This window comes from Paenibacillus sp. 2TAB23 (genome assembly GCF_052115165.1).
GTDB lineage: Bacteria > Bacillota > Bacilli > Paenibacillales > Paenibacillaceae > Pristimantibacillus.
Window position 1 is genome coordinate 131,815 of record NZ_JBFRGD010000006.1, and the last position, 13,546, is coordinate 145,360.

At 48.4% G+C, this 13,546-nt stretch carries 9 protein-coding genes; 1 reads left to right on the top strand and 8 read right to left on the bottom strand.

Annotation, left to right across the window (positions count from 1 at the left end):
- Positions 1-14: 14 nt before the first annotated feature.
- From AB4Z29_RS11445 to AB4Z29_RS11455, 3 genes are all read right to left on the bottom strand, one after another.
- Entirely contained in the window at positions 15-884 is an 870-nt protein-coding gene (locus tag AB4Z29_RS11445) for a carbohydrate ABC transporter permease (protein ID WP_441943184.1), read from the bottom strand.
- Entirely contained in the window at positions 881-1,804 is a 924-nt protein-coding gene (locus AB4Z29_RS11450) for a carbohydrate ABC transporter permease (RefSeq protein WP_441943185.1), read from the bottom strand. Before AB4Z29_RS11450 ends, AB4Z29_RS11445 begins: the two co-directional genes overlap by 4 nt.
- 72 nt (positions 1,805-1,876) lie before the next feature.
- Complete coding sequence (locus tag AB4Z29_RS11455; protein WP_441943186.1) at positions 1,877-3,280, bottom strand: ABC transporter substrate-binding protein; 1,404 nt, start codon at positions 3,278-3,280, stop codon at positions 1,877-1,879.
- 615 nt (positions 3,281-3,895) lie between these two features.
- Between AB4Z29_RS11455 and AB4Z29_RS11460 the strand changes: the two genes are divergently transcribed.
- Positions 3,896-4,786: an AraC family transcriptional regulator gene (locus AB4Z29_RS11460; protein WP_441943187.1), complete on the top strand. Its 891-nt coding sequence runs from the start codon at positions 3,896-3,898 to the stop codon at positions 4,784-4,786.
- A 269-nt stretch (positions 4,787-5,055) separates the two neighbouring features.
- On the opposite strand, the gene AB4Z29_RS11465 is transcribed toward AB4Z29_RS11460, so the two are convergent.
- The 5 genes from AB4Z29_RS11465 to AB4Z29_RS11485 form a co-directional block, all read right to left on the bottom strand.
- On the bottom strand, positions 5,056-7,482 hold the full coding sequence (locus tag AB4Z29_RS11465) for a hypothetical protein (RefSeq protein ID WP_441943188.1): 2,427 nt from the start codon (positions 7,480-7,482) through the stop codon (positions 5,056-5,058).
- A gap of 406 nt (positions 7,483-7,888) precedes the next feature.
- Entirely contained in the window at positions 7,889-8,458 is a 570-nt protein-coding gene (locus AB4Z29_RS11470; protein ID WP_441943189.1) for a helix-turn-helix domain-containing protein, read from the bottom strand.
- Between the two features lie 48 nt (positions 8,459-8,506).
- Entirely contained in the window at positions 8,507-9,481 is a 975-nt protein-coding gene (locus AB4Z29_RS11475; RefSeq protein ID WP_441943190.1) for an NAD-dependent epimerase/dehydratase family protein, read from the bottom strand.
- 12 nt (positions 9,482-9,493) lie between these two features.
- Complete coding sequence (locus AB4Z29_RS11480; protein WP_441943191.1) at positions 9,494-10,687, bottom strand: glycine C-acetyltransferase; 1,194 nt, start codon at positions 10,685-10,687, stop codon at positions 9,494-9,496.
- Positions 10,688-11,545: 858 nt separating this feature from the next.
- The gene (locus AB4Z29_RS11485; protein WP_441943192.1) at positions 11,546-13,531 is read right to left on the bottom strand and encodes a YjhG/YagF family D-xylonate dehydratase; all 1,986 of its coding nucleotides are present in this window, start codon (positions 13,529-13,531) and stop codon (positions 11,546-11,548) included.
- Between the last annotated feature and the right edge of the window lie 15 nt (positions 13,532-13,546).

A 13,546-nucleotide genomic window follows, 5' to 3' on the forward strand; every position in this document is an offset into this window, starting at 1 on the left:
TATCCAAGTCCGAACTAATTTTTCAACCCGGTAAGCGTGATGCCCTCTACAAAATACCTTTGACCAATGAGGTAGAAAATAACGCCTGGAGCAAAGGACAAGCATGTTGCGGCCATCGTCATCGACCAATCGCTTTTTAGCTGGCCCCTAAAGTTGGTTAGCCCTAGCGCGATCGTAAATTTATCGCTTGAATTAATATAAATCATCTGCTGGAGCAGATCGTTCCATAATCCGATGAAGATAAACAATGCGACTACGATCATAGCCGGTCGGATGGCTGGCATGATGATACTGAATAAGATGTGGAAGTATCCAGCACCGTCAATCGTCGCTGCTTGATCGAGCTCTCTTGGTATCGACATAATGAATTGACGGATTAAAAAGATATTAAATGCGCCGCCGCCGCAAAAATACGGCAAAATTAACGGCCAGTAGCTGTCACTGATTCCTAGGCCTCGCGTCCAGCCGATATACAGCGGAATAAGCGTAACCATTGCAGGCAGCAGCATGGAACCGATGCAAAGCGACCAGATCAAGTTTTTGCCTCGAAACCGCAGCCTTGCAAAAGCATAACCACACAAAGTTGCTGTGAATGTCCCAGCTAAGCAGGAGGGAACAATAATAAGCATCGTGTTCCACAAGTACTTCCAAAATTTGAATATCTCTAGCGTTTTCTCATAGTTTGAAAACAGCCATTTGTCCGGGGTCAGGGCTGGCGGATATCTGTAGATCTCGGCATTCGTCATTAGAGACGTGCGGAAAATCCACCAAATCGGGAAGATCGCTAGAATGGCAAAAAAAACGACGGCGACTATCGTGATGATGTTCATCGTTCTGGTTCTGCGTTTTTTGCTTCTTAGTCTGCCATATGCTAATTCGCTCATTTGTCATCGCCTCCTTCATTGTAGATCCACCGGTTGGACGTCTTGAACAAAATCAGTGTAAAGGCAGCAAGAATAGCAAATATAATCAAGGTAGTGGCGCAAGCATAGCCGATCTTGTAATTCACGAATGCTTGATCATACATCAGATAAGTCAAGAACCTTGTAGAATTCCCCGGGCCGCCATTGGTTAATGCAAGCGCCGGCGTTACGACTTGAAGGTTGGCGATCAAGCTCATCAACAAGTTGTAGAAAATGATCGGCGTCATGCATGGCAAGGTGATATGCCGGAATCGCTGCCAACCGTTTGCGCCATCCATTTCGGCAGCTTCATGGTATACATTCGGAACATTTTGAAGCCCGGCCAAAAAGATGACGATCAAGTTTCCCGAAAGCCAAACCGAAATCAATGAGAGAGAAGGAACAACAAAGCTGGAATCGGCGATAAAGTGAATTTTATTCAACCCGATCTCGGAGAGAAGATAGTTGAAAAACCCGAAATTCCCCTCGTAAAGCCAAGACCATCCTACATAGATCGCTACAGCCGGCAAAACGTACGGGATATAAAAGACCGCTCTAAAAAAACTTCGGGCTGGAATTTTACGATTCAGCATCATAGCAATAAAAAGGGAATAAATCATGCTTCCGATTACGGATAATACCGCAAAATAGATCGTCGTGATTATAGAGTCCTTGATATAAGGATCGGAAGTAAATAGCTTGATATAATTCTCGAATCCGATGAACTCCGGGGATTTCAAACCCGTCCAATTGGTAAGACTGATTCCGAGTACACCGAGAAGAGGCAAATACGTCAGAAAGATTAATCCCACAAAAGCAGGAATCAAGCATATATAAGCAACGCGCGCCTCGCTTGAATAAAAACGGGAACGGCGCTTCGGCAGTTTATTAACGGTTTCCATATCTTGCCCCACTCCTTACGAATAAAGGATGGCCGCCACCGTTGCAACGCTGGCGGCCATCCCTTCTATCTATTATTTACTGCCTGCATGAGCTGCTTTCAAAGCATCGAGATTTTTGGAAATCGCTTCTTTAGCGGTCGTCTTGCCAGTCCAGACATCGCCGAGTACCGACCCGAGCAAGGTATTGAAGTCTGTTGTATAGTTCGTATAGAACCACGCAGCCGGCCTAGCAGCGTCGGATTGCGCATAGTCAACGACAGCAGACTTGTATTCCTCGTACGGTGGGAAGTTAGGATTTTCCACCCATTTGCGAGTGAACGTTTCATCCTTATACCACTTGTCTAGTGTCGGCATCCAAATGCCCGATGAAATAAGCGCCCAGTTGTTTTCTTCGGAGTTGTACCATTTCAGCCATTCCATCGCTTCTTCCGGATGTTTGGTCTGAGAGAATACAACGTTCGCGCCGCCTGTATTGAGGGTTACCTTATCCTTCAAATAAGGCAATACGGCTACGCCATATTTAAGGCCCTCCTCTTTGGCCGTATTCAAGCTTGTTCCTATGTTCCATTGTCCATTCGTAGCCATAGCGACAGTGCCAGCAATAATCGTACGCTGGATACCATCATCGGTCTGTCCGACGGACAACGGGGCAACGTGATCCTTCAAGTACAGATCAGCGACTTTCTGAATCGCTTCGATGCTGGCATCTTCTCCGATGCGAACCTCCGTGCCGTCTTCCGAATAGAAACCGCCGCCATTGCTGAGGGCCCAGGTTTCGAGCTGCCATGAAAGATTTTCGACGGAAGTGCCGTACTGAACAATGCTCTGCGCATCAAAACCTTCCTCGCCAGAATGCTTGCCGTTTTTGTCGATCGTCAATTTCTTCGCCGCCGCTACGAATTCATCCCATGTCCATGCTTGGTCCAGTGCAGCCGGAGGGTAGGGCACATTCGCTTTATCAAACATATCTTTATTGTAATAGAGCAGGAGAATTTCATTGGCAGCCGCATAAGCAACGGTATTTCCCTGATGCTTGTATGCCAAGCTGTCCAGCGGTTTGCTGTCGCTTCCCTCATACATTGCGCTTACGTCATTCAGCATGCCTTCGGACGACCATTGGATGACGCCGCCTTCCTGCAGCATCCCTGTATCCGGCAATTGACCTGCCGTTGCAAGCGTATTCAATTTTGTCATGTAGTTTTCCCATGGAATCGCTTGCACTTCTACCTCAATTCGATCCTGCGAAGCATTAAACTTGTCCGCTACCGCCTGAGTCGTACTTCCTTCGGCCGCGCTTCCCCACATGGAGTACAAAATTTTGACCTTCTCTGTCTTAGAATCCGCCGGTGTATTCGTAGCATTCGATTCCGGTGACGCTGTGTTGCCTCCGTTTTCTCCGTTGTTCGCGCATCCAATTGCACTCATCGCCAATGCAGCTGCGATAAGGCCTACCCCAAGTTTCTTCCCTGTTCTCATTGCCCCCGTCTCCCTTCAAAATTCGCTTCATTTGTATGTCCAACCATTTAACTCAAGCACTAGAGCATGCAAGCAACAAGTTAAACGTTTAGAAATAATTACAACCAGATTGTGCCATAAGTATTCATGAAAGGCAATAAGATATTTCAACCTGTTCTTTTGATATTTCAACCAGCCGACAATCTCTTCGCCATCAAGATTCGATTTGGCTCCTCCCTTATTAGGCATTCATGGCATTTGATTAATCGTTTAACCATCTATTCACTGTATTGGAATAACCAGCATTCTCTTCAACCTGCAAGAAAACGCTTACTTCATTGTATCATCCATTGTTAACATTGAAAAACGATTATTTCAACCTCTATTTATGATATTTCAACCTATATTTTTCTGTTTGAAAAGTGTCGTAGATTATGTTATTTTGATATAAAAGTCTTTGATTTACTCTACGATCGGACAATTTCACCTAACAAAATATCATTTTGTGAAACGTTTAAATGTTTATGTTATCTTATGTTATTTCACCATTGTAAAAACATGAATGTGGCGCTAATGCGCTCCTTTATCACCAAATTGATCGTACCACTATTACGGCACAAAGTGAGGCGAATCGTTATGTCTGATATCATCATGCATTTTGTAACTCCACCTATTCCCTATTTTATCGACAATGGGAAGCATACTTTCCTGCCGGGAGAACGGCATGTCAGCCGTAATTCCATTAACGTATTCGATATTATTATCGTCACCAAGGGCAAGCTGTTCATAGGAGAAAACGATAATGAGTGGATGATAAGCAAAGATGAAGCCATTATTTTAAGACCCGATGCCTATCACTTCGGTACGGCCGCTTGCGAAGAAGAGACGGCTATTACGTGGATTCATTTCCAAACATTCGGAGCCTGGGATGAAATGAAAAGCATCAGCGATTGCTATGACAATCAAATTGCTTTATTCGAAAAACATAAACAGCAAGCGTATCTCAACCATTGCGAAGTCAACTCGATCTTTATTCCCAAGAAGTTCAAGCTGTCAAGCCAATCCATGAACGATCTAACCCCATTTTATTCCTTGGATAAGGATCCGCGTTCGCTTCGAAATTGGAGAAAACAAACCGCCTTCCAAACCTTCATGCAAAATATAAATCATGATTCAGCGCATTCAATAAATTCAACCGCCATACATCTCGCTGAAAAAATTGAATTATTCATCCGTCAAAACTACACCACAAAAATCACGAATTCCGTGCTTAAGGCCGAATTTAATTACCATCCCAACTACTTGGCCAAATGCATGCTATTAGTTTATGGAGTCACCCCCATTGATTATTTGCTGCAATATCGGATCGAACAAGCAAAACGACTTCTATTCCAAACCGACTGGTCGATTGCCCGAATAGCCGATGAATTAGGCTTTAGCACGCCTGCCTATTTCTCCTCCGTTTTCACCAACAAACAAGGCAGCTCTCCAGCAAACTTTCGAAAAAAAAGAATTTCGGATTTCTGAACGGAGCTGGACAAGGTGAAACGGCTTTCGCCGTCCTCTGGCGGCGCAGCGCGTTTTATTCCGAGAAATAAGAAAAAGTATAGTCTAAGGATATACTTTCTTATATTTCAAGAAGAAAAGGCTTCGCCGTCCTCTGCAAGAGGAGGGTATTCGTTTCTCGTAGCAATGAAAGAATGCTTTATCGCGTGAAACATATGAAGTCTTATCTATTTAAAAACGAAAGCCGTCGCTGAATTGCCGGCTTTCGTTTTTTTTTCCAGATCAGCTTGTTAACGATTAACTTTTGCGCTTTCAAATGTATCATCCATGAATAATACGCTCCTTACGAGCTCACCTGCTTTTGAAACGAATGCAAGTCCTTTCTCCCTCATGACATATTTAGTCGGATATGCGGCATAGCTCGTAATTTCCCATCCCTTTTCTCTCGGCTCAATAAAACCGTTTACGCAGCTTAGCCCGCCTTCTTCATCCGTATAAAGATACGTCGTCGAACCGAAACCAAGCATATAAGCAACGAGTTCTTCCCCCATGTCCCAGTCGTCGCCTTCAATAGTAGAAAACAGGCTGCTGAATAAGGGATCGCTCGACTTTTTAAATATGGATTGCCCAAAACGATTTCTGGAAATCTCGGGCATATTTAAATTCGGAGCCGCAATGCTGTACGTAGAAGCTGCCTCACCAGGTTTTAGTTTGCGTGTAGTCGAGTAAACATTCCAATCGTAACAATTAAAAACAGCCATTGCGGCTCGATAGCCTGCTTCCAGCAATTGCGTGTCTCCAATTGTTTCATAAGTAGCCCGAGCAGCACCCGCTACTAGTCCTCCCCATAAGGAATGCGTCATGAATGACAATGCCTCCCACCACCGATCCGGAGCATTCGCTCTATAATCGTTGCTAAATCCGATATTCGCAATAATCAGCGGGGCGTACAATTTTGCTTCATCCGTTAATTCGGCTATGCACAACGCTTCACAAGTAAGACCAAATCCTGCATTATCATAGAAATGCTCCGTCACGGCCCCTTGGTACCCTTGCGAACCTTGTTTTAGGCTTTTTACAAATGCTGTCCATAGCTTGTCAAGCTTCTCGTACCAATTAACGAATCCCCTCCTTTTCAAATGCTGTAACAAGTCGCCAATATATAAAATAAAAACGCCTACAAGCCCGGCTTCTTCTTTTTCGCGTTTGTGCTGGTGACAATCCGGATCCAATCGCATACACATGACCTCTGCGGCCCAGCATAAATAGGTTTCTGGTTTTCCATAATGCAAATGCGATTCATCAAATTGAGATAATAAATAAAATACGTGACCAATGTAATCAAAATCATACATGCGGTAAAAAGATCCATACAGCGGTTTAGGGTTCATAAAATCCCCATCCTCAAACCAATGGTGTTTGAGATCATGGAAAGCAGACCTTTCAACTTTACTGATTTGTTCCGGCATAGGAGCAGATAGAAGATTTTTCATTAGAATAAAAGATAATTTGCCAAGCGACTCTCCTTGATTCGATAAAGGTAAACAGGCATAAGGGCGAGTTTCTTGGAACGTATTAAAGCTATGGTTGCATAACCAAACTGCCCTCTCTTCGAGTATTTTATGGATGGGTTCAAGGACATTTCCTACCAATACATCATATTTTCCGTTATCGAGTATAGCTACTATCTTGATCTCTCCAGCTGACCTTAGTGGCAGCACCGCACGTAAACGTTTAGATTTTTCATCAGAAATCATATGAAACTCATTTGAAATGTCGATCTCCTCAACGGTACCGCCTTCTTCTCTTACGCTTAAAAGCTTAACGCCAAGCAAAGAATCATTTTCCGGCAGTATCACTTCTGCAAAAAACTTTCCTTCCGTAGTCGTCACGGGCGAATATGTCCAATGCGGATGCCCGTACTTTTTCGCCTTTTTATAAAAATCCTCTTGGTGTTTAAATGGCGTAAAAACAAAGGACCATGTTCTTTCGTCGCCAGGCTCAAGCGTAATAGACGAGTAATCTCCACCATAAATCCAATCACTGTCCGCAGACTGCTCCATGGAGCTTCCATCCTCAACAAATGACAATCGGTGGTATAATATGCCATCCAATGACGGAGAAACCTGTTCCAAAAAACGGTTCACATAACTGCAATACGTACCGAAAGCGCTAACTCGTTCGCCCGTGCTGTATATGGCCAGATGAGGAGCCTCGTTGCTCCTTCGCATAGCTGCAAATTTGGAAAAATCCCCTCCCAAATGCGGGAATACCGCGCAAGAGTGATTCATGTTCCTCAAAACATCATGATCACGGAACATTATATACGCAAGAGAAAACCAGCTATGAAATCCCTTTACAACGATAGAATCATTAGTTGGGTTTGAACAACGAATCGTCCATGTCCATTCACCGTTAAAATTAAGCAGGTACTCATACTGGACTTTAAATGTATCGTGTAAAAAAGTAACAATAGCAGATTGATTATCCATAACTTCCATATGAGGCTGCAGATTAATGCTTTCAATCATTTCGTCATTGATTTTAGCGCTCCAATGTCCAAACCGTTTATCCTGATTCCCATATCCAGCGTCCTTCACATATTGCGCATCGATTACCCAGTTCATCTTTTCTGGATCGTCTGTCAATAGGATGGATTCCACTGTGCCGTGTGGAGACAAGCATATTTCAAAAGTATCATTACGAAGCCGTTTCAAGTTCTCACCCCTACCCTATTAATTTAAACGTTTAGATAATAAAATTATATTATCACAGTGCCATAACTCCCATCAAGCAATTTATACATTCCTCCAGAAACCCAGTTAAATCAAGGAAATTCTTTAATCGCTTCTCAAAATATAGGGACTATTAAGAATGATGTAATTCTGTCAAGAATATGATATACAAGTTAATCGTTTTTCTTAATTTCGCAAAAAAGAGACCGTTTTGTTAGTGAACACGGTCTCTCTTCGAACATATGATATCTGCGGTTTAACAAAGCAGGCTGCCCATACAGACGATCTCACCACGTTTGTTAGGAATGTGAAACGAAAGCGAAAAGCCCGCGATTTCGCGGGCAAAGGCCAGAGCGTCATATTGAATTGGGCTTAGATGGGAAACTAATCAGCCCCGCGCCGCGGCATCCGCGTAGAAGATGACGGCAAAGAACTTTGCCGTCTCCGCGCCAGTATTCCGATACGTATGGAGCTGATTCGCGTGAAAATGAACAGCGCTTCCCGCCGTCACCTTATAGCTTTCGCCGCCGTGCTCCAGTTCCAGTACACCCTGCTGGACGAATAGATACTCTTCTACGCCATCGTTATGAGGCTCGGAGTCGTGCTCGCAGCCCGGCTCCATCTCGACCAGATAGGATTCAAATTTGTTACGCAGCCGATACGGGAACAACGGGAATGTACGGTAAGTGCCCCCTTCTTCCGAGAACGGCTCCAGATCGCCCGGCGTTGCTATCGTGACGTCCGAATCTACCTCGTCTATCAATGTCGTGAACGAGATGCCCAGACCGTTCACGATTCGCCATAGCACCGAGATCGTCGGGTTGGAATCCCCTCGTTCGATCTGGCCCAGCATCGCCTTGCTCACACCGGTCATCTCCGCGAGGTTGTCAAGGCTGAGGTTCCTCGACTTCCGAATGGCGTGCAAATTTTTACCGACCTTTTTATGAATGGGCTCCACAGGAATCAGCCTCCTCGCAATTTCGTCATTTCGTACAACTCTACCGTATCATAACAAAATCGCGCCTTTCTCGCCATCAGGAAGCTTGCGGTATAGGGTCGCCAGCATTTCGTCGGTCGTCCGGTCCAGATCATAAACGGGCTGGAAATCCCACTCCTTGTACGCGGCCGAGGCGTCGATCGCGTCCGGCCAACCGTCCGCGATCGCCTGTCGGAGAGGGTCGATGTCGAAACGGAGCTCAAACTCCGGCAGCCGTCTGCGAATGCTGGCCGCGATCGCTTCAGGATCGACGCTCATGGCCGTGACGTTATAGGCACTGCGTCGCTTCAACCGGGAAGCATCGGCTTCCATTAAGCTGACGACGGACGCTATCGCATCCGGCATATACATCATATCTAGGAATGTTCCTTTGCCAATGTATGAGGTATAACGGCCGCATTTGATGGCATAATCGTACATCTCGACGGCGTAATCGGTCGTTCCACCACCCGGAGGGGCGGTGTGCGAGACCAAACCTGGAAAACGCAAGCCTCTCACGTCCACGTCATATTTTCTGTAATAATATTCGCACAACTGCTCGCCCGCAGCTTTGCTAATCCCGTACATCGTCACCGGCCGCAGTGACGTGTCCTGCGGAGTGCCTTGCCTGGGGGCGTCTGGACCGAACGCGGCGATCGAGCTCGGCGCGAACAACTGACAGCCCAGCTCCCGTGCCGTCTCCAGCGCGTTCAGCAGCCCTCCCATATTAAGCTGCCAGGCAAACATCGGCTTCGCTTCCGCCGTCGCGGACAATAACGCTGCCAGATGGATGACCGCATCCACCCGGTGCGACCGTGCCGCATCATGGAACGCCCGGCCGTCGGTAACGTCCAGAAGCCGGAACGGACCGCCCTGTGCTGCCTCGCTACGATCTTCTCGAATGTCGGTCGCTAAAACCGCGTCATCCCCATACAACTCCCGAAGTTTGACCGCCATCTCGCTCCCGATTTGTCCAAGCGCGCCGGTTAACAGTATCCGCTTCATCTCGCATTCCTCCTATCCGATAATTCCGAGCTCACGGCCCACTTTCTCGTAAGCGGCAAGTGCTTGGTCGAGCATCTCTGACGTATGCTTGGCCGTCGGCATGTTTCGGATGCGGCCCGTTCCTTTCGGTACGGTCGGGAACACGATCGCTTTCGCGTATATACCTTCCTCGTACAGCAGGGCGCTGAAGCGCTGCGTCTTCTCTTCATCTCCGATGATGCATGGCGTGATTGGCGTCGCTGTCGGACCGAGAGAGAAACCTAGCCTCCGGAGGCCGTTCTGGAGATAGGCCGCATTGTTCCACAGCTGCTCCTGGAGATCCCGGCTTTCTTGCAGCAGATCGATCGCCGCGATGCTTGCCGCCACCGCCCCCGGCGGAAGCGACGTCGAGAAGAGGAACGGTCGGCTTCGAGCCTTGAGCCAATCCGCAACCGATTGCGAGCATGCCACGTACCCCCCGACGACGCCGACCGCCTTGGACAATGTGCCAATTTGCAGGTCGACGCGGCCAGTCAGTCCAAAGTGCTTCACGGTCCCCGCACCACCGCCCAGCACGCCGGAACCGTGGGCGTCGTCCACATAGGTGATTAGGTCATAGGTGTCCGCGATATCCACGATATCGGGCAGCTTTGCGGTATCGCCGTCCATTGAAAACACACCATCCGTGATGACCATGATTTTCGCATACCGGCCCGACTCCTTGGCCTCCCTAGCCTTTTCCCGAAGATCGTCCATATCGGAGTGTCTATATCTGATGACCTTCGCCTTCGTCAGCCGACAGCCGTCGATAATGGAGGCGTGGTTAAGCTCATCCGACAGAATGGCATCCCCATCGCCCATAATGGCCGAGATCGCTGCCATATTGCAGTTAAATCCCGACGGATAGGCGACAGCCGCTTCGGTTCCTTTGAACGCCGCCAGCTTCTCTTCCAGCTCGATGTGAAGGGACAACGTCCCATTTATCGTGCGAACGGCGCCGCTGCCGACCCCGAACTGTATCGTGGCCTGAACGGCAGCTTCTACGAGCCTCTTGTCTGTCGCCAATCCCAAATAATTATTGGAAGACAAGTTCACGAACGTCCGGCCTCCCATTCGGATGATCGGACCGTTCGCGCTCTCCAGCGGTTCGATCGTATTGTATAGCCCTTGGACCTTCAGATCGGCCAGTTGTTCGGTTATAAACGAAGATAAAATCGGGCTTGCCATTCGAATTCCTCCATTCTCAGCTCAATCAAAATGTACGTTATAACATATTTTATTATACTATTACATTTATATGTTATATTACACAAATGTGCGTCATCGCGCAATACATCTTTCCAGATAATCAAACCTTCATTTTTAAAATTAGGCCTGCCTGCAAATTGTATGTGAATAGATTATGCTGCTTTTTTTGCAAAGTGCGACCGATTGATCTGGTCCTTCGGCATAAACTCGAAAAGTCTATTTCGTACCTAATCGTGAAAAGGAACCAAAGATGCAGGTCTCTCTCTTCCAAGTAAGCCTAGGATGGACGATACATGAAAACAGGAGCAGATGCCGAGGCAGCTGCTCCTTCTTTTGTTCGAAATACGTTGCTCGTTTGCGCAATTCTATCTTAAAGCAGCAACCTTCTTAAACATGTCGGCAATGTGGAGAGCATCCTTTTTGACACTCCTCCTTAATGACGGGATTCGTAGGACAGTGACTCGTTGCGTACTCCCATCGTACCGAGTGAGCTTTATGTCGAACATCATATGATAAACAAAATGCCCAACAAACCTTGATGAGATATTTATTTTTTTCTAGCCAAAAGATTAAAAAAGATCGCCGAAATAAATAAAAGCCACATCATGAAGACGTGGCCATTGATTCTTCTATAGAACTTATAAAGACGACATTAACAATGTACGAATGCTGCCGTTTCCCTATGTATCAGATAAAAGGAGAGCAAAGTCACACAGCCCGGAACCATAAGTATGGTCGTATTGGCCATATAGTAGTAATCATCTACCCGGATGAAGTCAAGGTTCGGATAAACCGCCCAAATAATGGGGTTATCGTAGATAACCTATCGACCCTCTTCTACTTCCGGATATGGGAATCCAACGCTTCCTTTCCGGCCTCCAACAGTTTGACGATCCGGTCCACGTCATAGACGCTGCCCCGCCATATTCCGCCGCTAGCTRCTTGAAGCGCGGCCCATAGCCGCGTATCGTCCGGCAAGTCCGGATCCGGCGCAAGCAAGGGATGGGGCTGACGCCTTTGCAAACGCCGAGCGCCTTCCTCGTAGTCGAATCGTTCGTCTCCTTCTCCTACGAAATTAATCCTGCCAGACAATTCCTTCAAGTCCACTACAATTTCGACCCAATCCCCGTCTCGCAGCTTGGAGATCGGTCCTCCGGCCAACGCTTCCGGACCGATATGACCGATGCATGCGCCTGTCGATACGCCGGAGAAGCGCGCATCGGTTAGCAAAGACACCTCCTTGCCGTATGGCAGGTGCTTAAGAGCGGATGTAAGCTGGTACGTTTCTTCCATGCCGGTGCCGCTCGGCCCTCTGCCGATTAGAGCCATAATATCGCCTGCCGATATATTTCCGGTTTTAATCGCCTTAATAGCGTCTCGCTCCGTCGTAAACACCTTGACTTGCCCCAAATGCTTGTATACGCCGCTCTCGTCTACGACAGATGGGTCAATAGCAGCCGATTTAATAACCGAACCTTCCGGCGCAAGATTACCGATCGGGAAGGTTACGGTAGAGGCCATCCCGGCGGCGCTTGCATTCTTGGGGGAGTAGATGACCGTTTCAGGATCGATGCCATCGATGCTGCGCAGCAAATCCCGCACGCGCCGCCTCCGCTCGGATGATTCCCACCAATCAAGCACGTCTCCCCACGTCTTGCCGGATACGGTTAGCGCCGATTCGTCCAGCAGTCCGAGTCCTCTCAGACGGAGCATGACTTCCGGTACGCCGCCCGCAAGGAAAGCTCGAACAGTCGTATGCGGTACCGGTCCGTTCGGCAATACGCTTACTATGCGAGGCACGCTGCGATTAATAGTCGTCCAATCGTTAACATCGGGGACTCGCAGCCCCGCCGCCTGCGCAATTGCCGGAATATGCAGAAGCAGATTCGTGGATCCGCCGAACGCGGCATGAACGACCATGGCGTTGCGAATCGCGGAATCAGTTAGAACCCGACCTACGGTAACGCCTTGCTCCACTGCGGATATGGCCGCTCTCGCCGATTGGCGGGCAAGCTCGGTCCATATCGGCTGTCCGGATGGGGCTAGCGCGGCATGGGGCACCGTCAGACCCAGCGCTTCCGCTATAACCTGCGACGTTCCCGCCGTGCCAAGGAACTGGCAGCCTCCGCCCGGCGTAGCGCATGCCCGGCACCCCATGTCCGCCGCTTCCTCAAGCGTGATGTCTCCGTTCGCGAACCGTGCACCAATGGACTGCACCTTGCCGGCGTCTTCGCCAAACGTCGGCGGCAGCGTCACGCCGCCGGGCACGATAATTCCAGGCAGCGATGGCGTTCCCGCCAAGGCAAGCAGCATGGCTGGCAATCCCTTGTCGCAGGTCGCGACGCCAATCACGGCCTTGCGTGTTGGCAATGAACGAATCAGCCTCCGAAGCACGATCGCAGCATCATTCCGGTAAGGCAACGAATCGAACATCCCCGTTGTCCCTTGCGACCTGCCATCGCATGGATCACTGACATAACCTGCGAATGGAATCCCGCCTGCTGCGCTGATTTCCTCAGCTGCGGCTTCCATTAACAGGCCGACTTCCCAGTGGCCCGTGTGGTAACCTAATGCAACAGGCTTGCCGTCATCCCGCCGTATGCCCCCAAGCGTACTTAAAAGCAAAATCTCCCTTCCTCCCAAGCGCGAGGTTGGCAAGCCCATCCCCACATTTTGAGACCATCCGAACAAGTCGCCGCTAGGCAACTCTCTTAACAACTCCGGGGTAAGCGGCAATGATCCCGGCGGCCCCGGCGCATGGGTGGAAATCCGGTAGAGCTCGTCGCCGCGGGGCTCCACGATGTGTTCCCAATCCTTGTTCATTCCTCGCTCCTCCTT

Excerpts from the sequence above, each read along its gene's own strand:
- AB4Z29_RS11455 (WP_441943186.1), bottom strand. The coding sequence starts at position 3,280 with ATGAGAACAGGGAAGAAACTTGGGGTAGGCCTTATCGCAGCTGCATTG.
- AB4Z29_RS11480 (WP_441943191.1), bottom strand. The coding sequence starts at position 10,687 with ATGGCAAGCCCGATTTTATCTTCGTTTATAACCGAACAACTGGCCGAT.
- AB4Z29_RS11450 (WP_441943185.1), bottom strand. The coding sequence starts at position 1,804 with ATGGAAACCGTTAATAAACTGCCGAAGCGCCGTTCCCGTTTTTATTCA.
- AB4Z29_RS11445 (WP_441943184.1), bottom strand. The coding sequence starts at position 884 with ATGAGCGAATTAGCATATGGCAGACTAAGAAGCAAAAAACGCAGAACC.
- AB4Z29_RS11460 (WP_441943187.1), top strand. The coding sequence starts at position 3,896 with ATGTCTGATATCATCATGCATTTTGTAACTCCACCTATTCCCTATTTT.
- AB4Z29_RS11475 (WP_441943190.1), bottom strand. The coding sequence starts at position 9,481 with ATGAAGCGGATACTGTTAACCGGCGCGCTTGGACAAATCGGGAGCGAG.